Annotated in this window: 16 protein-coding genes; 8 read left to right on the top strand and 8 right to left on the bottom strand. The window is 71.3% G+C overall.

Annotation, left to right across the window (positions count from 1 at the left end; genetic code table 11):
- Positions 1-5: 5 nt before the first annotated feature.
- From ACRAKF_RS26595 to ACRAKF_RS26580, 4 genes are all read right to left on the bottom strand, one after another.
- Positions 6-1,973, bottom strand: a complete 1,968-nt coding sequence (locus ACRAKF_RS26595; RefSeq protein WP_447040062.1) for a galactose oxidase-like domain-containing protein — start codon at positions 1,971-1,973, stop codon at positions 6-8.
- A gap of 3 nt (positions 1,974-1,976) precedes the next feature.
- Positions 1,977-3,752, bottom strand: coding sequence for a glycosyltransferase family 2 protein (locus ACRAKF_RS26590; RefSeq protein ID WP_447042193.1), 1,776 nt, complete (start codon positions 3,750-3,752; stop codon positions 1,977-1,979).
- 287 nt (positions 3,753-4,039) lie between these two features.
- Entirely contained in the window at positions 4,040-4,333 is a 294-nt protein-coding gene (locus ACRAKF_RS26585) for an MTH1187 family thiamine-binding protein (protein ID WP_447040061.1), read from the bottom strand.
- Positions 4,330-4,674: a DUF3817 domain-containing protein gene (locus ACRAKF_RS26580; protein WP_447040060.1), complete on the bottom strand. Its 345-nt coding sequence runs from the start codon at positions 4,672-4,674 to the stop codon at positions 4,330-4,332. Before ACRAKF_RS26580 ends, ACRAKF_RS26585 begins: the two co-directional genes overlap by 4 nt.
- A gap of 165 nt (positions 4,675-4,839) precedes the next feature.
- Between ACRAKF_RS26580 and ACRAKF_RS26575 the strand changes: the two genes are divergently transcribed.
- The 4 genes from ACRAKF_RS26575 to ACRAKF_RS26560 all read left to right on the top strand — a co-directional run bounded on the left by ACRAKF_RS26575 (position 4,840) and on the right by ACRAKF_RS26560 (position 7,527).
- Entirely contained in the window at positions 4,840-5,478 is a 639-nt protein-coding gene (locus ACRAKF_RS26575; protein ID WP_447040059.1) for an AIM24 family protein, read from the top strand.
- Position 5,479: 1 nt separating this feature from the next.
- Positions 5,480-6,130 (top strand): AIM24 family protein, encoded by a 651-nt coding sequence (locus ACRAKF_RS26570; protein ID WP_447040058.1) that lies wholly within the window; start codon positions 5,480-5,482, stop codon positions 6,128-6,130.
- Between the two features lie 47 nt (positions 6,131-6,177).
- Complete coding sequence (locus ACRAKF_RS26565) at positions 6,178-6,933, top strand: AIM24 family protein (RefSeq protein ID WP_447042191.1); 756 nt, start codon at positions 6,178-6,180, stop codon at positions 6,931-6,933.
- 117 nt (positions 6,934-7,050) lie between these two features.
- Complete coding sequence (locus tag ACRAKF_RS26560; protein WP_447040057.1) at positions 7,051-7,527, top strand: MarR family winged helix-turn-helix transcriptional regulator; 477 nt, start codon at positions 7,051-7,053, stop codon at positions 7,525-7,527.
- A 78-nt stretch (positions 7,528-7,605) separates the two neighbouring features.
- Here the strand turns inward: ACRAKF_RS26560 and ACRAKF_RS26555 are convergent, their stop codons facing one another.
- Positions 7,606-9,114, bottom strand: a complete 1,509-nt coding sequence (locus tag ACRAKF_RS26555; RefSeq protein WP_447040056.1) for a sensor histidine kinase — start codon at positions 9,112-9,114, stop codon at positions 7,606-7,608.
- Complete coding sequence (locus tag ACRAKF_RS26550; protein ID WP_447040055.1) at positions 9,111-9,776, bottom strand: response regulator transcription factor; 666 nt, start codon at positions 9,774-9,776, stop codon at positions 9,111-9,113. Before ACRAKF_RS26550 ends, ACRAKF_RS26555 begins: the two co-directional genes overlap by 4 nt.
- A gap of 150 nt (positions 9,777-9,926) precedes the next feature.
- Here ACRAKF_RS26550 and ACRAKF_RS26545 point away from each other — a divergent pair, with 150 nt between their 5' ends.
- Entirely contained in the window at positions 9,927-10,637 is a 711-nt protein-coding gene (locus tag ACRAKF_RS26545; protein ID WP_447040054.1) for a PepSY domain-containing protein, read from the top strand.
- A gap of 151 nt (positions 10,638-10,788) precedes the next feature.
- Here the strand turns inward: ACRAKF_RS26545 and meaB are convergent, their stop codons facing one another.
- Positions 10,789-11,745: a methylmalonyl Co-A mutase-associated GTPase MeaB gene (gene meaB, locus ACRAKF_RS26540; protein ID WP_447040053.1), complete on the bottom strand. Its 957-nt coding sequence runs from the start codon at positions 11,743-11,745 to the stop codon at positions 10,789-10,791.
- Between the two features lie 48 nt (positions 11,746-11,793).
- Positions 11,794-12,996 carry an acetyl-CoA C-acetyltransferase gene (locus ACRAKF_RS26535; RefSeq protein WP_447040052.1) on the bottom strand — a complete coding sequence of 401 codons (1,203 nt, stop codon included), beginning with the start codon at positions 12,994-12,996 and terminating at the stop codon, positions 11,794-11,796.
- Positions 12,997-13,131: 135 nt separating this feature from the next.
- Here ACRAKF_RS26535 and mce point away from each other — a divergent pair, with 135 nt between their 5' ends.
- The 3 genes from mce (at position 13,132) to ACRAKF_RS26520 (ending at position 18,904) form a co-directional block, all read left to right on the top strand.
- Positions 13,132-13,572, top strand: a complete 441-nt coding sequence (gene mce / locus ACRAKF_RS26530; protein ID WP_447040051.1) for a methylmalonyl-CoA epimerase — start codon at positions 13,132-13,134, stop codon at positions 13,570-13,572.
- 229 nt (positions 13,573-13,801) lie between these two features.
- Positions 13,802-17,788, top strand: coding sequence for a polarized growth protein Scy (gene scy, locus ACRAKF_RS26525; RefSeq protein WP_447040050.1), 3,987 nt, complete (start codon positions 13,802-13,804; stop codon positions 17,786-17,788).
- A 180-nt stretch (positions 17,789-17,968) separates the two neighbouring features.
- Positions 17,969-18,904 (top strand): cellulose-binding protein, encoded by a 936-nt coding sequence (locus ACRAKF_RS26520; protein WP_447040049.1) that lies wholly within the window; start codon positions 17,969-17,971, stop codon positions 18,902-18,904.
- Positions 18,905-18,964: the final 60 nt, after the last annotated feature.

Genomic DNA, 18,964 nt, shown 5'->3' with positions numbered 1-18,964 from the left:
CCCCGTCACCCCTTCGGCCCCACGTGGATCCACTTGGCCTCGGACGACGTCCCGTCCTTGTCCGTGACGAACAGCATGTACCAGCCCGGCGGCACCAGCGCCGCGTCGTCGCGCGGCACCTCGACCGTCACCTCGCCCTTGCCGGGGGTGAACCGCAGGGCGATGGAGCGCTGTTCGACGTCCGTCGTGTGCGTCACGGCGCTCGGGCGCATCAGGCGGGCGGACGCGATCTCGCCGGGGCGCTCGGCACGGAACGTCGCGCGGCCGTCGGCCGCGAGTTGCTCGGGGCCCGCGCCGAGCACGGGGCGGGTCTTGGCGCCCTTGTGCAGCGTGGGCGGCGTGAAGACCTCCATGCGCTGCTCGAAGTGGCCGAGCTTGGTGTTCTGCTCGTTGTCGTACAGCGGGTCCGAGCCGAAGGTGACCACGCGGCCGTCGGGCAGGAGCAGCGCCTCGGAGTGGTAGTTGCGGCCCACCTTGGGCGACGCGGCGGCGCGGAAGGAGTTGGTCCTCGGGTCGTAGAACTGCGCCTTCAGGATGTTGCTGGCGCCGCGCCCGCGGTAGTCCGACGAACCGTTGGAGGTGAAGACGGAGTCGTCCGGCATGATCACGCTGTTCAGGTACCGCGTGCCCTGCGGCAGTTCGGGGCCGGTCTTGAAGGACGGGTTCTCCTCCTTGAGGTCGATCACGGCCGTGCGGCCCGTGGCCTTGTCCGACTCGCCCACTCCCCCGCCGCCCAGGATCATCACCTTCTGGTCCTGGGCGGGCGGCAGCAGCACGGAGGCCGATGTCTCGGTCTGGTCCGTGTCGGTCAGCCCGGGGACCTTCTCGAACGTGTTGGTGTCCAGGTCCCAGAGCCCCGGGTCGCGGCCCTTCTCGGCCGGGCCGTAGCCCGCGTTGGACGCCGGGTAGAAGAGCTTGCCGCCCTTGGTGAGGAAGAGGGCGGGGTAGGTCGGGAAGTACCGCTTGGGGCCGTCCGTCCACTTCTTGGTCTTCGGGTCGTAGATCTCGTTGTCGCCGGGGTCGATCACGCCCACGTCGTCGAGCCCGGAGACCGCGAGCACCTTGCCGTCCTCCAGGCCGACCAGCGTGGGATACCAGCGGGCCTTCTTCATCGGCTCCACCGGGATGTACTTCTCGGCCCGCGGGTCGAACTCGTACGCCGCCTTGATCCCCTGGAAGTCCTGCTTCTCCATGTCGATCTTCTCGGCGATGCCGTAGGTGTTGACGGCCTCGTCGCCGGTCAGGCCCTGGATCTCGTACTGGGCCGACTTGTCGTTGACCGACTGCGCGCCCGGCTCCAGCGCCTCGACGAAGACCCGCGCCTCGCTCGCCTTGACCTTCGTCTTCCAGGGCTGCATCACGCCGGACTTGGAGTACTTGATCTCGTAGTCCCGCTTGGCCTTGGGGACGTGCACGTCGAACTTGCTGACGTACTCGATGCCGGACGGCGAGCGGAACTTCGTGCCCTTCTTGAGGACGACGGCCCGGTCGGGGTTCTCGTTCTTGACCCGCATGCCGCCGCCGGCCCGCTCCACCTCGCCGTCGAGCAGTTCGTAGCGCGCCGTGCCGCCCGCCACCAGGAGCCGGCCGTCGGGGAGCTGGGCGTGCCCGGAGCAGAAGAAGTCCTCGGGTGTCGGGATCTTCTTGAAGGTGTTGTTCCCGGGATCCCACAGGATGGTGTCGAAGGAGCCCGCGTCGAACTTCTTCTGCTCGTTGCCGGAGCCCGCGACGATCAGCACCTTGCCGGTGTGCAGGAGCGCGGCGTGAATGGCGTTGGTGCGGAACTCCTCGGGGATGTCGACCTGCTGCCAGGAGCCGTATCTCGCCTTGTAGCCGGGCTGGGCGATCTTGTACTCGTAGTACTGCTCCTCTGCGAAGGAGAGCGCGGCGGGAGCGTTCAGCCCCACGAGCAGGGTGCCCGCCCCGACTCCGATGAGCGTCTTCCTGGTGCGTCGCGAGGGCCGGTAGGCCATGGCTCAGTTCCCTCCTGTGGTCGTGCCGGTGGCGAACGCCGGCTCCGGCTCTCCGTCCGCCTTCGCCGCCGGCCGCGCGGCGGTGTCCCGCAGCTCCTGGCCGGCCCGCCGGTCCGCCCTGCGCTCCATGGCCCGGGTGAACGCCCAGACCGAGACCGGCGCCAGCGAGATGACGAGGGCGAGGACCGTCCAGGTGCGCATGGCGGCGTGGGAGTGGCCGAGGACGAAGGAGGCGACCAGCGAGCAGGCGAGCACCGCCGCCCAGGAGAGGTGGATGCGGAAGGTCAGCAGCCGGTCGGGGCTCGCGTCGCCGCCCTTGGGGGTGACGACGAAGCGGCAGGGGCGGCGCACGACGGCCGCGCCGAGGGACTTGGCGTAGACGGGCGCGGAGAGCGCCGACATGGCCATGCCGGCGAGGCCTCCGGAGCCCTCGGGCTCGTGCGGGGAGACGTTGTGCCTGCGGTTCCAGAGGTAGAGGCAGATCTGGAGGGCGGCGGCGTCGCTGTAGAGCATGAGCCAGACCGAGGCCGCCACCTGTGTGCCGGACGCGCCGAACCAGAGGAAGAGGACGCAGCTCAGGACGCCGAGCAGCCAGTTGACCGCCGTCATCGGGTAGTAGACGAGCATCAGGGTGTACGAGAGGAGCCGTCCCGGCGGCATCGAGAAGGGCGCCCGCCAGTACTGCTTGAACAGCGTCTCGTACGTGCCGCGCGACCAGCGCAGCTGCTGGGTGAAGAAGTCCGTCCAGGAGGCCGGTCCCTCGCCCACGGCGAGGACGTCGGGGGTGTAGACCGAGCGCCAGTGCCTGTTGGTGAGCGGGTTGCGGCGGCGGTGCAGCTCGAAGCCGGTCGCCATGTCCTCGGTGATCGAGTCGTACAGGCCGCCCACCTGGGTGAGCGCCTTGATGCGCACGACGTTGTTGGTGCCCACGAACATGGGTGCCCGGTAGCGGTTGCCCGCGCGCTGGATGAGCGCGTGGAAGAGGAACTGCTGGGACTCGGCGGCCTTGGTGACGGGCGCCTCGTAGTTCCCGTAGACCTGCGGTCCGACGACGAACGCCACGTCCGGGTCGCGGAAGTAGCCCATCATCCGCTCCAGGAAGTTGGGGAGCGGTACGTGGTCGGTGTCGACGGAGGCGAAGAAGTCGTACTCCGTGTGGTGCATCGCGAGCCAGGCGTTGTAGTTGCCGTGCTTGGTACGGGTCTTGTGGGGGCCCTTCTCGCGGTTCCACTCCGGTACGCCGAGGCGGGTGAAGTGCCGGACGCCCAGCTCCTCGCAGAGCGCCCTGGCACCGGAGTCGTTGCCCTCGTCCAAGAGCCAGACGTCGAGGGGGCCCGTGTGGTGCAGCCTGACCGCGCCTTCCAGGGTCGCCCGGACCATGGAGAGGGGCTCCTTGCCGGGGACGTACGTGGTGAGGAACGCGACGCGGGTGCCCTGCTCGGGGAAGACCGGGACCGGGTCGCGCGCGACCATCGTGGCGTGGGCGATCGATATGACGTTGACCAGCATGAACAGCTCGATCAGCCCGATGGCCACGAGCATCGTGACGTCGAGGCCGACGAGCCAGCCGTCGGCGCCCTCGCGCTCGGTCCAGTGGGTGGGCCAGACGAGGTAGACGAGCAGGATGCCGGTGAGCACCGGGGCCAGCGCCATCAGGAGCACGGCCCGTATCCGGTGCGGCTCGCCCGCGAGCAGCTTGCGGTACTGGACCTGGTAGCCGCCTCTGCCGCCGTCCTCGCGCTCGCCCCGGCCCGGCTCGGTGAGCGCTCCCGCGAGCATGCTGTGGGTCTCGTAGTCGTACCCCTCCGGCTGCCGCACAGCACCCTCCAGGTTCGCGTCGTCGAACGTCGATTCAGCACGTGCCGATAACCACACAGAAGTGGAGTTTCTCTGGCGTGTCGAACGGGGTGCGTCCGTGCGAGGGGTTTTAGGTTGAGGGGTTTTGAGCGGTTGCGGACGGCGTCGGGTTCTGCTGGCCGCCGTGGGGCACCCTGCCCGGACACACGGAAAAGCCCCCGCCCTCGGAATTCACCCGAGAGAGGGGGCTTCGCCAGGTACCGCGGGTGTCACTCGGAGAGGTGACGCTCCACGGTCGCGACCTTGGAGGAGAGGCCGTCCGTCACACCGGGGCGGATGTCCGCCTTCATGACGACGGAGACCCGGGGCGCCCGCGCCTCCACCGCGGCCACGGCGCGCTTGACGACGTCCATGACGTCGTCCCACTCGCCCTCCACGGAGGTGAACATCGCGTCGGTCCGGTTCGGCAGCCCCGACTCGCGTACGACGCGCACCGCCTCGGCCACGTACTCCCCGACGTCCTCGCCGACGCCGAGGGGCGTCACGGAGAAGGCGACGATCATGCGTTCACGACCCCCTCGCGGCGGGCGCGCGAGGCGATGACCGCGGCCTCGGCCTCACGCTTGAGCTTGCGCTCGGCGAAGAGGCCGCCGAAGGGCGGGATGGCGAGCAGGAAGTACACGGCGGCCGTCTTCCACGGCCACTTCGTGCGGTTCCAGGCGTCGAGCAGGAAGACGACGTAGGCCATGAAGAGGATCGCGTGGATCCATCCCATCACCGGGACACCGTTGAAGTCGGTGGTGCGCTTGAGCACCGAGCAGACCAGCAGGATCGGGAACGAGATGGCTTCCGGGATCGAGACGAGTCGGAGTCGGTGCAAGGCAGCGGCGGTCTTGATGTCCACGGGTCACCTTCGGTGAGGGGCGGCGGAAGAGGGGCGGGCGCTCGGCGACCTGATCTTGTGAATGGACGCACAAGCGACCCCCATTGTGACATCGGGGTCCTCTCGGGGTTCGTTCAGGGCCCTTCACCCTGTTCCGCGTCGGTACGCGACGGCTACCGTCGATTCGTGGCTACGTTCCGGCTCCAAGGGAGCAGAGTGCTCGCCGTCGACATGACCGGCGACGCCGTGAAGGCGAAGAACGGCTCGATGGTCGCCTATGAGGGCCAGATGGCCTTCAAGAAGATGTCCGGCGGCGGCGAGGGCATCCGCGGCATGGTGACGCGCCGCGTCACCGGGGAGCAGATGACGGTGATGGAGGTGAAGGGGCACGGCACCTGCTGGTTCGCCGACCGGGCCACCGAGATCAACCTCGTGGACCTCCACGGCGACAAGCTGTTCGTCGAGGCGAGCAATCTGCTCTGCGCCGACGTCGGCCTGCGCACGGGCACGAGCTTCACGGGGCTGCGCGGCGCCTCGCAGGGCAACGGCCTGTTCACCACGACCGTCGAGGGCACGGGCCGGGCGGCGATCGTCTCCGCCGGTCCCGCGGTGGCGCTGCGCGTCTCCCGGGAGTATCCCCTGACGGTGGACCCGGGGGCCTACATCGCCCACCAGGGGGACGTGCGCCAGAGCTTCCAGTCCGGCGTGACGTTCAGGACCTTCATGGGCGAGGGCGGCGGCGAGGCCTTCCAGATCCGCTTCGAGGGCGAGGGCCTCGTCTATGTACAGCCCAGTGAGCGCACCACGATGGCGGGGGACGTCTGACATGCCCTTCCGAGAGATCAACTCCAAGATGGTCGAGGCGACGGTGGGGCCCGGCGCCAAGATCTTCAGCCAGCGCGGCGCCATGCTCGCCTACCAGGGGGACGTCTCCTTCACCCCGAACGTCCAGGGCGGCCAGGGCGGCCTGATGTCGATGATCGGGCGCAGGGCGGCCGGCGAGGCGACGCCCCTGATGACCGTGGAGGGCGCGGGCACGGTCCTCTTCGGGCACGGCGGCCACCACATCCAGGTGATCGGCCTCTCCGGAGACACGCTCTACGTGGAGGCCGACCGGCTGCTGGCCTTCGACGGCACGCTCCAGCAGGGCACGATGTTCATGGGCTCCCAGGGCGGCGTCATGGGCATGGTGCGCGGCCAGGTCAGCGGCCAGGGCCTGTTCACCACGACCCTGAAGGGACACGGCGCGGTGGCCGTCATGGCGCACGGCGGAGTCATCGAGGTGCCGATCACCCCCCAGCGCCCGGTCCACGTCGACCCCCAGGCCTACGTGGCGCACCACGGCGAGGTGCGCAACAAACTGTCCACGGCGCTCGGCTGGCGCGACATGGTGGGCCGCGGCTCGGGCGAGGCGTTCCAGCTGGAGCTGTCGGGGACCGGCTCGGTGTACGTCCAGGCCTCGGAGGAGAAGCTGTGAACCCGAACGTCTCGACCCCCGCGGGCGCCCCGGCCGTCTTCGACCCGATGACACTGCCGAGCGACGACAACGTGAACGCGTACACCTTCTGCGTGGAGCTCAAGGGAAGCCAGTGGTTCCTCCAGAAGGGGAAGATGATCGCCTACTACGGCCGGATGGAGTTCAACGGCATCGGGCACGGCCGTCTGGACCGCTTGGTCCGGACCAGTTTTCATTCGCCGCTGCACGCAAGTGACTGGGTGGTGGCGGACGGCCAGGGCAAGATGCTCCTCGCCGACCGGGCCTTCGACGTCAATTCGTACGACCTGGATGAGGGCAACCTGACCATTCGCTCGGGCAACCTCCTCGCTTTTCAGCCAACTCTGGCACTCAAGCAATCGATCGTCCCCGGCTTCCTGACACTCATCGGAACCGGAAAGTTCGTCGCCGCGTCGAACGGTCCGGTGGTGTTCATGGAGCCGCCGATCCGGGTCGATCCCCAGGCCCTGGTGGGCTGGGCCGACTGCCCCTCGCCCTGCCATCACTACGACCACGGGTATCTCACGGGCGTGATCGGAGGCGTGCGGGCACTGACCGGCATCGGGGGGACCTCCGGGGAGGAGCATCAGTTCGAGTTCGTCGGGGCGGGCACGGTGCTGCTTCAGTCCACCGAGGCGCTCGTGCCCGAGCAGTCCGCCGGGGAGGTGCCGCGGCAGGCGGGGGTACCGGGCGCGCGGGGCGCGTCGGGTCAGCCGGGGCAGCAGACGGGCGCACCGCGTCTTCCCGGACAACTGGGGGACCTCCAGCGTCGCTTCGGGCTGTGAGCGGTAGTCTGCGGAGTGTGACGGCGAACGCCTGTGCGCTTCCGTGTGACCAGGGGTGCGAGGCGCGTCACATTCCCTGTTCGTTCACCTTTCAACTTCTTAGGTAGAATCGATTCCATGGAGACCGAGACGGCCCCGCAGTGGCTGACCGACGAGGAACAGTGCGCCTGGCGCACCCACGTAGAGGTCAACAGGATGCTGACGTATCAGCTCGAAAAAGACCTTCAGCCGTTCAACCTGACCATGAACGACTACGACATTCTCGTGCACCTCTCCGAGTCGGACGACCTGCGGATGCGCATGAGTGACCTCGCCGCGGCCACCCTTCAGTCCAAGAGCCGGCTGTCCCACCAGATCACCCGCATGGAGAACGCGGGCCTGGTGCGCCGCGAGAACTGCGAGTCCGACCGGCGCGGCCTCTACACCGTCCTCACCGAGGACGGCATGGAGACCATGCGCAGGGTCGCCCCGCACCACGTCGCCTCCGTGCGGCGGCACTTCGTCGACCTCGTCTCGCCCGAGGCGCTCGGCGAGCTGCACAAGGCCCTGACCCCGATCGCGGAACACCTGCGCTCCCAGCGCGGCAAGCCCTGACCCGTCCGGCCACCGCGCCGGCCCCGGTCCGCCGCAGCCCGCCTCAGTCACCTCAGTGCCTCAGTCGACTCAGTCGACTCAGTCCACCGAGGGGTGACGGTCGGGGCCGGGCAGCCGGAGTTCGAAGAGCGCACCACCGGACGGCGCCTCCCCGACCACGAGCGTGCCGCCGTGCCGTGCCGCCACGTCCCGCGCGATCGCGAGACCGAGGCCGGCCCCGCCCTCGTCGCGTGTCCGGGCGTCGTCGAGGCGCACGAACCGCTCGAAGATCCGCTCCCGTTCGCCGGGCGGCACACCCTCTCCGTCGTCGGACACCTCCAGGACCGCCCACGCGCCATCGGACCGGGTGGTGACCGTGACCCGGGAGCGGGCGTGCCGCTGGGCGTTGTTCAGCAGGTTGCCGAGCACCCGGGCCAACTGGCTCCGGGAGCCCGCGACCTCCGTGCTCCGCAGGTCCGTGCGCACCTCGGTACGGTCCCGCGTCCGCTGCGACAGCTCCTCGCGGACGAAGGCCGCCAGATCCAAGCGCGTCTCGCCGGGCTTCTCCCCCGCGTCGAGTCGGGCGAGCAGCAGCAGGTCGGCGGCGAGTTCCTGGAGCCGCACGGTGTCCTCGACCGCCCCGTCGACGTCGAGCAGCTCCGGATGCGCGGCGCCCACCTCCAACTGGGTGCGCAGCGACGCGATGGGGCTGCGCAGCTCGTGCGAGGCGTCGGCCACGAAGCGCCGCTGCCGCTCCACCGAGGTCTGCAGGGCGGTGAGCGTCTCGTTCGTCGTACGGGCCAGGCGGGCGATCTCGTCGTGCGTGTCCGGCTCGGGCACCCGGCGTGCCAGGTCCTCCGAGGCCGTGATCGCGGACATCTCCGCGGTGATGGCCGCCACCGGGCGCAGCGCGCGGCGCGTCACCAGCCAGGTGACGCCCGCGACGACCGCGAGCAGCAGCGGGAAGCCGATCAGCATCGACGTCAGCGCGGTCGACACCGCGCTCTTCTCGTCGGCGAGCGAGCCGCCCGCGTAGACCGTGAAGTCGCCGCGCTCCTCCGTGCTGACCTCGACGGCGGCGAAGCGGTAGTCGTCGCGGTCGCCGTCGACGGTGGCCGACCCGGAGCTGTAATCGGCGTCGTCGATCTCCCCGGGCTCGGACGCCTCGCCCTTGTCGCCCCCGTCGCTCCGGTCGTCCCCGTCGGCCTTCTCGTCCGCGTCGGCGCTGTCGTCCCCGTTCCCATTCCCTTCGCCGTTGGCGTCGCCGCCGGGGCGCGCGGTGGCCGCCACCGGCTTGACCGCGGTGGTGCCGGTGCCGCTGATCCGCTCCAGGTCCTCGCTCGCGGCGACCAGCCGGTCCTCGTCGTCGACGACCTGTACGGGGTTCTCGTCCTCTTCCGGCAGGTCGAGTTCCGCGTACGGGCGGCCCGCCACGAGCTGCGCGGCGACCTCACGGGCCGCGGAGTCGGCACGGCCGTCCGCCTGCGCGGTCAGATTGGCGCGCAGCGCGAGCAGCACGGCGGCGCCCGCCGCGACCAGGGCGAGGGCGACGACCAGGCTCGCGCCGAGCGTGGCCCTGGCCCGGACGGAGCCGAACAGCCGCCTCATCGCGGGACCTCAAGGCGGTAACCGGCGCCGCGCACGGTCTTGATGAGGGCCGCGCCCAGCTTGCGGCGCAGGGTGCTCACGTACACCTCGACGATGTTGGGGTCCCCCTCGTAGGCGAAGTCCCAGACGTGCTCCAGGATGTCGCCCTTGGAGACGACCTCCCCGGCCCGCAGGACGAGCTGTTCGAGGACCGCGAACTCCTTCGCCGTGAGGGTGATCTCCTCCTCGCCCCGCAGGACCCGCCGCGCGGCCGTGTCGACCCTCAGGTCGCCCAAGGTGTGGACCGGGGAGGGGCCCGCGGTGCCGCGGCGGCGCAGCAGCGCCCTCACGCGGGCCACGAGCACCACGTACGAGAACGGCTTGGTGAGGTAGTCGTCGGCGCCCGTGTCCAGGCCCTCCGCCTCGTCGTACTCGCCGTCCTTCGCCGTGAGCATCAGGATCGGCACGTCGTGGCCCGCCGCGCGCAGCGTGGAGCAGACCCGGTAGCCGTTCATGCCGGGGAGCATGATGTCGAGGATGACCAGGTCGTACGTGCCCTCGCTCGCGCGGTGCAGCCCGTCGAGGCCGTCGTGGACGACGTCCACGGCGAAGCCCTCGGCGGTCAGACCCTTGGCGAGCGACAGGGCAAGCCGCTTTTCGTCCTCGACGATCAACAGGCGCATGTCCTCAGGGTCGCAGAGCGAACCTGAAGAGTCCTTCAGGCGGCTTCAGCTTCGGTTCAGGGTCGGTCCGCCAGATTGGTCCTTGTCGAAAGCGAACGGCAGCGGCCCCCGGCCGCCACCGGCACCGCCATTTTCTCGGGAGGACCTCTCATGAAGCGCAACATCGTCATCGCCACCGTCGCCGCCGCGGCCCTGATCGGCGGCGGCACCGCCACCGCCTTCGCGACCGGCGGTGACGACGACAGCGCCGCGGGCAAGTCGAGCGTCCAGCTCCAGGAGAACGACCGCAAGGACGACGGCCGCGACGACGACTCCGACGACCGTGCGGACGACCGCGACGACGCCGCGGAGAACACCGCGGAGGCGAAGGCCGCCGAGGTGACGGCCGCGGACGCGATCAAGGCGGCCCTCGCCGACACGTCCGGCACCGCGGTCTCCGCCGAGCTCGACGACGAGGACGGCGGCCTGGTCTGGGACGTCGACATCCTGAAGGGCAGCACCTGGCACAGCGTCGAGATCGACCCCGGCACCGGCAAGGTGCTCGGCTCCTGGGTCGACAAGGACGACGACGGTGACGACGCCGCCGACGCAGCCCGGGTGAACTCCGCGCTCAAGGGCGCGTCCACCAGCGCCGCCGACGCCGCGCGGGCCGCCGCCGACAAGGGCACGGTGACCTCCGTGGACCTGGACGACGACGGCAAGGCCGGTGCCTGGGACGTGGAGACGACCGGCGCCAAGGGCGCCGAGGCCGACTGGCACGTCAGCCTGACGAACGGCAAGGTCACCGCCGACCGTTCGGACGACCACGACGACCACGACGGCTCGGACGACGACGGCTCCGACGACGGCTCGGACGACTGACGGCCCCGCCCGAGGGAGCCGGCACCGAGCCGGGCCTGTCAGGCCTGCCCGACGGAACAGCACCACCGCCACCGCCCCCGGGGCGGCGTCACCGACGCCGCCCCTGGCCCATGTCCGGGCCCATGCCCCGGCCCCATGTCCGGGGCCCGCGTCAGCCGGTGGTGACGCCCTCGACCAGTTCGTCCGCCGCCGCGTACGGATCGAGCTCTCCGGCCACGATCCGCTCCGCCAGCGCGGAGAGCCTGCGGTCGCCGTGCAGCGAGCCGACCCGCTCCCGCAGCGCGGTGACCGCGATGGTCTCCACCTCGTGGGCGGCCCTCGCGGTCCGCCGCTCGGTGAGGACGCCCCGCTCCTCCATCCACGCCCGGTGCTTCTCCAGCGCCTCGACGACCTCGTCGATGCCCTCGCCGCGTGCCGCCACCGTCTTCACGATGGGCGGCCGCCAGTCGCCGGCGCCGCGGGACTCCCCGAGGCCGAGCATGTGGTTCAGCTCGCGGGCGGTGGCGTCGGCGCCGTCACGGTCGGCCTTGTTGACCACGTACACATCGCCGATCTCCAGGATTCCGGCCTTCGCGGCCTGGATGCCGTCACCCATGCCGGGCGCGAGCAGGACGACGGAGGTGTCCGCCTGCGAGGCGATGTCGACCTCGGACTGGCCGACGCCGACGGTCTCCACGAGCACCACGTCGCAGCCCGCCGCGTCCAGGACGCGGATCGCCTGCGGGGCGGCCCAGGCGAGCCCGCCGAGGTGGCCGCGCGTGGCCATGGAGCGGATGTAGACGCCGGGGTCGGAGGCGTGGTCCGACATCCGCACCCGGTCGCCGAGGAGCGCGCCGCCGGAGAACGGCGACGAGGGGTCCACGGCGAGCACGCCGACCCGCTTCCCCGCCCGCCGGTAGGCGCTGACCAGCGCGGACGTCGACGTGGACTTGCCGACGCCGGGCGATCCGGTGAGCCCCACCACGTACGCGTTGCCCGCCAGCGGGGCCAGCGCCGCCATCACCTCCCGGAGCTGCGGCGACGCCCCCTCGACCAGGGAGATCAGCCGCGCCACGGCCCGCGGCCTGCCCTCGCGGGCCTGCGCCACCAGGGAGGGGACGTCCTGCATGTGACAGCTCCGTTCACTTCACTTCGTACGGGACGGCGGAAGGGCGGTTCAGCTCTTGCCCACCTTGATGATCAGGGCGTCGCCCTGGCCACCGCCGCCGCACAGCGCCGCCGCGCCCACGCCGCCGCCGCGGCGCTTCAGCTCCAGGGCGAGGTGCAGGACGACGCGGGCGCCGGACATCCCGATCGGGTGGCCCAGCGCGATGGCGCCGCCGTTGACGTTCACCTTTTCCGGGGAAACCCCGAGGTCCTTCATTGACTGCACCGCGACGGCGGCGAACGCCTCGTTGATCTCGATGAGGTCCAGGTCCTCGACCGTCATGCCCTCCTTCTTCAGGGCGTGGTTGATGGCGTTGGACGGCTGGGACTGGAGGGAGCTGTCCGGACCGGCCACGTTGCCGTGGGCGCCGATCTCGGCGATCCAGTCCAGGCCGAGCTCCTCCGCCTTGGCCCTGGACATGACGACCACGGCCGCGGCGCCGTCGGAGATCTGCGAGGAGGTGCCCGCGGTGATCGTGCCGTCCTTGGCGAAGGCCGGGCGCAGCTTGCCGAGGGACTCGGCGGTGGTCTCGGGGCGGATGCCCTCGTCCTTGGCGAAGAGCACCGGGTCGCCCTTGCGCTGCGGGATCTCCACGGGTGTGATCTCGGCCTCGAACAGGCCGTTCTTCTGGGCGGCGGCGGCGCGCCGGTGCGAAAGGGCGGCCACCTCGTCCTGCTCGGGGCGGGCGATGCCGAGGCGGGTGTTGTGCTTCTCGGTCGACTCGCCCATCGCGACGCCGTCGAAGGAGTCGGTGAGGCCGTCGTACGCCATCGAGTCGAGCACTTCGATCGCGCCGTACTTGTGGCCCTCACGGGACTTCGGCAGCAGGTGCGGGGCGTTGGTCATCGACTCCTGGCCGCCCGCGACGACGACGTCGAATTCGCCGGCGCGAATGAGCTGGTCGGCGAGGGCGATGGCGTCGAGGCCGGAGAGACAGACCTTGTTGACGGTGAGCGCGGGGACGTTCATGGGGATGCCGGCCTGGACGGCGGCCTGGCGCGCCGGGATCTGCCCCGCCCCGGCCGTCAGCACCTGACCCATGATCACGTACTGGACCTGGTCGCCGCCGATGCCGGCACGGTCGAGCGCGGCCTTGATCGCGAAGCCGCCCAGGTCGGCGCCGGAGAAGGACTTCAGGGAGCCGAGCAGGCGGCCCATGGGCGTGCGCGCGCCCGCGACGATCACTGAGGTGGTACCGGTCGTTCCAGACATGTGCCACGGCCCCTTGGAGAGGAAGTTAACGAGGGTTTATCTGAATGTACTGAGCGGTACCCCGCCCGTCACCGGGCCACGAGTGTGATCGCGCGCACGTTGCGTAATCAGTGTGTGAGGCGCTGCACTTGAAACATGCTGACGCGAATCGATCACATCGGGATCGCCTGTTTCGACCTCGACAAGACCGTCGAGTTCTACCGGGAGACATACGGGTTCACCGTCTTCCACACCGAAGTCAACGAGGAGCAGGGCGTGCGCGAGGCCATGCTCAAGATCAACGAGACCAGTGACGGAGGGGCTTCCTACCTGCAACTGCTCGAACCGACCCGCGACGACTCCGCGGTCGGCAAGTGGCTGGCGAAGAACGGCGAGGGCGTGCACCACATCGCCTTCGGCACCGCGGACGTGGACGGCGACGCCGCGGCGATCAAGGACAAGGGCGTACGGGTCCTCTACGAGGAGCCGCGGACGGGTTCCATGGGGTCCCGCATCACGTTCCTCCACCCCAAGGACTGCCACGGCGTGCTCACCGAACTCGTCACTTCGGCGCCCTCCGAGTCCCAGGAGCACTGACCTCCGTATATCCGGGCCGGTAGGGTTAGCGCCTGGCCGTCCGAAGTCGGGGCGGCAGGCCGTCCGAAGGCTGGGCGGTCGCGTGCCGGGGTCCGGGTTTCGGGGGACGAGCGTCGGGGCAGCAACTCATGCTCCGCCGTTGATCTGACACCATTCCCCCGGGGGCCTCGTCCGTCGGATGGACGAGGCTCGTTGGAGACTTCGACCAGGGGACGGATGGGACCGCGCAGTGCGGGGCTACGAACGCCAAGAGAACTCGCGGGCTGAGACCGACAGTCTTTCGCGGTTCGAGGCCGAGATGGACCGGCTGAAGACCGAGCGGGAGAAAGCCGTCCAGCATGCCGAGGACCTCGGCTACCAGGTCGAGGTGTTGCGCGCCAAGCTGCACGAGGCGCGCCGCAGCCTCGCGTCACGCCCTGCCTACGACAGCGCGGACATCGGCTATCAGGCCGAGCAGATGCTCCGCAACGCCCAGGTCCAGGCCGACCAGCTGCGCGCGGACGCCGAGCGGGAGCTGCGCGACGCCCGTGCGCAGACGCAGCGCATCCTCCAGGAGCACGCCGAGCAGCAGGCCAGGCTCCAGTCCGAGCTGCACGCCGAGGCCGTGTCGCGCCGGCAGCAGCTCGACCAGGAGCTCTCCGAGCGCCGCAGGACGGTCGAGTCGCACGTCAACGAGAACGTGGCGTGGGCGGAGCAGCTCCGGGCCCGCACCGAGCAGCAGGCCCGCCGTCTCCTCGACGAGTCGCGCGCCGAGGCCGACCAGGCCCTGGCCGCCGCCCGCGCCGAGGCCGAGCGCGTGGCCGAGCAGGCCCGCCGGCGTCTCGCGAGCGACGCCGAGGCCGCCCGTGCCGAGGCCGAGGCGCTGCTGCGCCGGGCCCGCACCGACGCCGAGCGCCTCCTGAACGCCGCTTCCACCCAGGCCCAGGAAGCCACCGACCACGCCGAGCAGCTCCGCTCCACCACCGCTGCGGAGTCCGAGGAGGCCCGCCGCAGGGCCGCCGAGGCGAGCCGGGCCGCCGAGCAGCGCATGACCGAGGCGGACGCGGCGCTGCGCGAGGCGCGGGCGGAGGCCGAGAAGGTCCTCGCCGAGGCCAAGGACGCCGCGGGCAAGGAGATCGCGGCGGCGGAGTCCGCCGGTGAGCAGCGCACGCGTACGGCCAAGGAGCAGGTCGCGCGGCTGGTCGGCGAGGCCACCAAGGAGGCGGAGGCCGCCAAGTCGGAGGCCGAGCAGCTCGTCGCCGACGCCCGCGCGGAGGCCGAGAAGCTGATCGCGGAGGCCGCCGAGAAGGCGCGCACGATCACCGCCGAGGAGACCGCGGGCCAGCTCGCGAAGGCGGCGCGGACGGCCGAGGAGGTCCTGGACAAGGCCTCCAAGAACGCCAAGGAGACGACGAAGGCCGCCACCGACGAGGCCGAGCGCATCCGTACGGAGGCGGAGACCGAGGCGGACCGGCTGCGGGCCGAGGCGCACGACATCGCCGAGGAGCTCAAGGGCGCGGCGAAGGACGACACCAAGGAGTACCGCGCCAAGACCGTCGAGCTCCAGGAGGAGGCGCGCAGGCTGCGCGGCGAGGCCGAGCAGCTCCGCGCGGACGCCGTCTCCGAGGGCGAGCGCATCCGGGGCGAGGCGCGGCGCGAGGCGGTCAAGGAGATCGAGGAGGCGGCCAAGTCCGCCGAGGAGCTGCTCGCCAAGGCGAAGGCCGACGCCGAGGAGCTGCGGACGGCGGCGGCCGCCGAGAGCGAGCGGGTCCGCGCCGAGGCCGTCGAGCGCGCCACGACCCTGCGCAAGCAGGCCGAGGACACCCTGGAGCGCACCCGCGCGGAGGCCGAGCGGCACCGCGAGGAGGCCGTCGAGCAGGCCGACGCGACGAAGTCCGCGGCCGAGGAGGCCGCCCGGGCGCTGCACGAGGAGACCGAGCGGGCCATAGCGGCGCGGCAGGCCGAGGCCGCCGAGGAGCTGACCCGGCTGCACACGGAGGCCGAGGAGCGCCTGACCGCGGCGGAGCAGGCCCTCGCCGACGCCCGTGAGCAGGCCGAGCTCATGCGCAAGGAGGCCACGGAGGAGACCGAGCGGCTGCGTTCGGAGTCCGCCGAGCGGATCCGCACCGTGCAGGCGCAGGCCGAGACCGAGGCGGAGCGGCTGCGCACGGAGGCCGCCGCGGACGCCTCGCAGTCCCGCGCGGAGGGCGAGGCGCTCGCCGTGCGGCTGCGTTCGGAGGCCGCCGCCGAGGCCGAGCGGCTGAAGACCGAGGCGCAGGAGTCCGCCGACCGGGTGCGCGCGGAGGCCGCCGCGGCCGCCGAGCGCGTGGGCACGGAGGCCGCCGAGGCCCTGTCCGCCGCCCAGGAGGAGGCCGCGCGGCGCCGTCGCGAGGCCGAGGAGACGCTGGGTTCCGCGCGCGCCGAGGCCGACCAGGAGCGTGAGCGGGCCCGCGAGCAGAGCGAGGAGCTCCTCGCCTCGGCCCGTAAGCGGGTCGAGGAGGCGCAGGCCGAGGCCGTGCGCCTGGTGGAGGAGGCCGACCGCAGGGCGACCGAGCTGGTCTCGGCCGCCGAACAGACGGCCCAGTCCGTACGGGACTCCGTCGCGGGTCTGCACGAGGCGGCGCAGGAAGAGGTGGCGGGCCTGCGCTCGGCCGCCGAGCACGCCGCGGAGCGCACCAGGACCGAGGCGCAGGAGGAGGCCGACCGCGTCCGCTCCGACGCCTACGCCGAGCGGGAGCGCGCCGCCGAGGACGCCAACCGCACCCGGCGCGAGGCGACGGAGTCCTCGGACGCCGCCAAGGAGCTGGCCGAGCGCACGGTCGCCGAGGCGATCGCGGAGTCCGAGCGGCTGCGCTCGGACGCCTCGGAGTACGTCCAGCGGGTGCGCACGGAGGCCTCCGACACCAAGGCGACGGCCGAGCAGGACGCGGCACGTACGCGTGCCGACGCCCGTGAGGACGCCAACCGCATCCGCGGCGACGCCGCGAGCCAGGCCGACACGCTGATCGGCGAGGCGCGCAGTGAGGCGGAGCGGCTGCAGAACGAGACGATCGCGGAGGCCGAGCGCGTCCGCACGGAGGCCATCGAGCAGGCCGAGCGGCTGCGGGCGGAGTCGACGGCCGAGGCCGAGCGGGTCCTCGCGGAGTCCACGGCCGAGGCCGAGCGGCTCAAGGCGGAGACGACCGCCGAGGCGGAGCGGGTCCGTGCGGAGTCCGTGGCCAAGGCCGAGAAGCTCATCTCGGACGCGACGGGCGACGCCGAGCGGCTGCGCGCCGAGGCCTCGGAGACGGTGAACTCCGCGCAGCAGCACGCCGAGCGGATCCGCAGCGACTCCGAACGCGTCAAGGCGGACGCGGCGAGGGAGGCCGAGCGGCTCACCTCCGAGGCGCGCGAGGAGTCCGAGCGCACCCTGGACGAGGCCCGCAAGGAGGCCAACAAGCGTCGTCAGGAGGCCGCCGAGCAGGTCGACACGCTCATCACGGAGGCCGCCGCCGAGGCGGAGAAGCTGACGGCGGACGCCCAGGAGAAGGCGCTCAAGGCGACCGCGGACGCCGAGGCGCAGGCCGACACGATGGTCGGCGCGGCCCGCACGGAGGCCGACCGCCTTGTCGCGGAGGCGACCATCGAGGGCAACTCCCGGGTGGAGAAGGCGCGTACGGACGCGGACGAGCTGCTCGTCGGCGCCCGGCGCGACGCGACCGCCATAAGGGAGCGTTCCGAGGAGCAGCGTGACCGGATCACCACGGAGATCGAGGAGCTGCACGAGCGTGCCCGCCGCGAGTCCGCGGAGGCGATGAAGACCGCGGGCGAGCGCTGTGACGCGCTGGTGAAGGCCGCGGAGGAGCAGCTCGCCGAGGCCAAGGCGAAGGCGAAGGAGATGGTCTCGGACGCGACGTCCGAGGCGAGCAAGGTGCGGATCTCCGCCGTCAAGAAGGCCGAGGGGCTCCTGAAGGAGGCCGAGGCGAAGAAGGCCTCGCTCGTCGGCGAGGCCGAGCGGATCAAGGCGGACGCGGAGGCCGAGGCCACCCGCATGGTCGAGGAGGGCAAGCACGAGCTGGAGGTACTGGTGCGGCGCCGCGACGACATCAACGCGGAGATCTCCCGTGTCCAGGACGTCCTGGAGGCGTTGGGTTCCCTTGAGGCCCCGTCAACCGTCGGGGGTTCCGCGTCGAGTGGCGTCAAGGCGGGAGCCGCGGCAGGGTCGACTCGTTCGGGTGGCAAGCAGTCAGATAGCTAGCCAAAGCGCGACAACCATGCTTGTGAGGACCTTTGGCCCTGTCGCTGGCAAGTGCTCTGACGGTTAGCCACTCAAAAGGGGTGTCATTCTCCAGATCAAACGGGCATCTGCTCGATGACACGCCGCCTTGACCCCTAGGATTCCCTTATCACCTCACCGGTCTCATTCGACAGGAACCCCATGAGCGACACTTCCCCCTACGGCTTCGAGCTTGTGCGGCGTGGGTACGACCGCGCTCAGGTGGACGAACGTATCTCCAAACTCGTCTCCGACCGTGACAGCGCCCTCGCCCGCATCACCGCCCTGGAAAAGCGCATCGAGGAGCTGCACCTCGAGACGCAGAACGCCCAGGCCCAGGTGTCCGACGCCGAGCCGTCGTATGCCGGGCTCGGCGCCCGCGTCGAGAAGATCCTCCGCCTCGCCGAGGAGGAGGCGAAGGATCTGCGCGAGGAGGCCCGTCGCGCGGCCGAGCAGCACCGCGAGCTCGCCGAGTCCGCCGCCCAGCAGGTGCGCAACGACGCGGAGTCGTTCGCCGCCGAGCGCAAGGCCAAGGCGGAGGACGAGGGCGTCCGGATCGTCGAGAAGGCCAAGGGCGAGGCGGGCGCACTGCGTTCCGAGGCCCAGAAGGACGCGCAGTCCAAGCGTGAGGAGGCCGACGCGCTCTTCGAGGAGACCCGCGCCAAGGCCGCCCAGGCCGCCGCGGACTTCGAGACGAACCTCGCCAAGCGCCGCGACCAGTCCGAGCGTGACCTGGCGTCCCGTCAGGCCAAGGCGGAGAAGCGCCTCGCGGAGATCGAGCACCGCGCGGAGCAGCTTCGGCTGGAGGCGGAGAAGCTGCGCACCGACGCGGAGCGGCGCGCCCGCCAGACGGTGGAGACCGCGCAGCGCCAGGCCGAGGACATCGTGGCCGACGCGAACGCCAAGGCGGACCGTATTCGCAGCGAGTCCGAGCGGGAGCTCGCGGCGCTCACCAACCGCCGGGACAGCATCAATGCGCAGCTCACCAACGTGCGGGAGATGCTGGCCACGCTCACCGGTGCGGCCGTCGCCGCCGCCGGGACGCCGGCCGAGGACGAGCCGGCCTCTCGTGGGGTGCCCGCGCAGCAGACCCGCTGAGGTACGCGGACCGGGTACGCGAGCACGTGGGAGCCCCCCGCCACTCCGGTGGCGGGGGGC

The organism is Streptomyces sp. DSM 118878, from assembly GCF_052936595.1.
This window is presented reverse-complemented; position numbering and strand designations above follow the sequence as displayed.

What these genes read in the sequence shown, in the direction of transcription:
- ACRAKF_RS26590 (WP_447042193.1), bottom strand. Translation starts at nt 3,752, where the DNA reads ATGCTCGCGGGAGCGCTCACCGAGCCGGGCCGGGGCGAGCGCGAGGAC.
- ACRAKF_RS26545 (WP_447040054.1), top strand. Translation starts at nt 9,927, where the DNA reads ATGAAGCGCAACATCGTCATCGCCACCGTCGCCGCCGCGGCCCTGATC.
- ACRAKF_RS26560 (WP_447040057.1), top strand. Translation starts at nt 7,051, where the DNA reads ATGGAGACCGAGACGGCCCCGCAGTGGCTGACCGACGAGGAACAGTGC.
- meaB (WP_447040053.1), bottom strand. Translation starts at nt 11,745, where the DNA reads ATGCAGGACGTCCCCTCCCTGGTGGCGCAGGCCCGCGAGGGCAGGCCG.
- ACRAKF_RS26585 (WP_447040061.1), bottom strand. Translation starts at nt 4,333, where the DNA reads ATGATCGTCGCCTTCTCCGTGACGCCCCTCGGCGTCGGCGAGGACGTC.
- ACRAKF_RS26555 (WP_447040056.1), bottom strand. Translation starts at nt 9,114, where the DNA reads ATGAGGCGGCTGTTCGGCTCCGTCCGGGCCAGGGCCACGCTCGGCGCG.
- ACRAKF_RS26550 (WP_447040055.1), bottom strand. Translation starts at nt 9,776, where the DNA reads ATGCGCCTGTTGATCGTCGAGGACGAAAAGCGGCTTGCCCTGTCGCTC.
- ACRAKF_RS26570 (WP_447040058.1), top strand. Translation starts at nt 5,480, where the DNA reads ATGCCCTTCCGAGAGATCAACTCCAAGATGGTCGAGGCGACGGTGGGG.
- mce (WP_447040051.1), top strand. Translation starts at nt 13,132, where the DNA reads ATGCTGACGCGAATCGATCACATCGGGATCGCCTGTTTCGACCTCGAC.
- ACRAKF_RS26535 (WP_447040052.1), bottom strand. Translation starts at nt 12,996, where the DNA reads ATGTCTGGAACGACCGGTACCACCTCAGTGATCGTCGCGGGCGCGCGC.
- ACRAKF_RS26595 (WP_447040062.1), bottom strand. Translation starts at nt 1,973, where the DNA reads ATGGCCTACCGGCCCTCGCGACGCACCAGGAAGACGCTCATCGGAGTC.
- ACRAKF_RS26565 (WP_447042191.1), top strand. Translation starts at nt 6,178, where the DNA reads ATGACACTGCCGAGCGACGACAACGTGAACGCGTACACCTTCTGCGTG.
- ACRAKF_RS26520 (WP_447040049.1), top strand. Translation starts at nt 17,969, where the DNA reads ATGAGCGACACTTCCCCCTACGGCTTCGAGCTTGTGCGGCGTGGGTAC.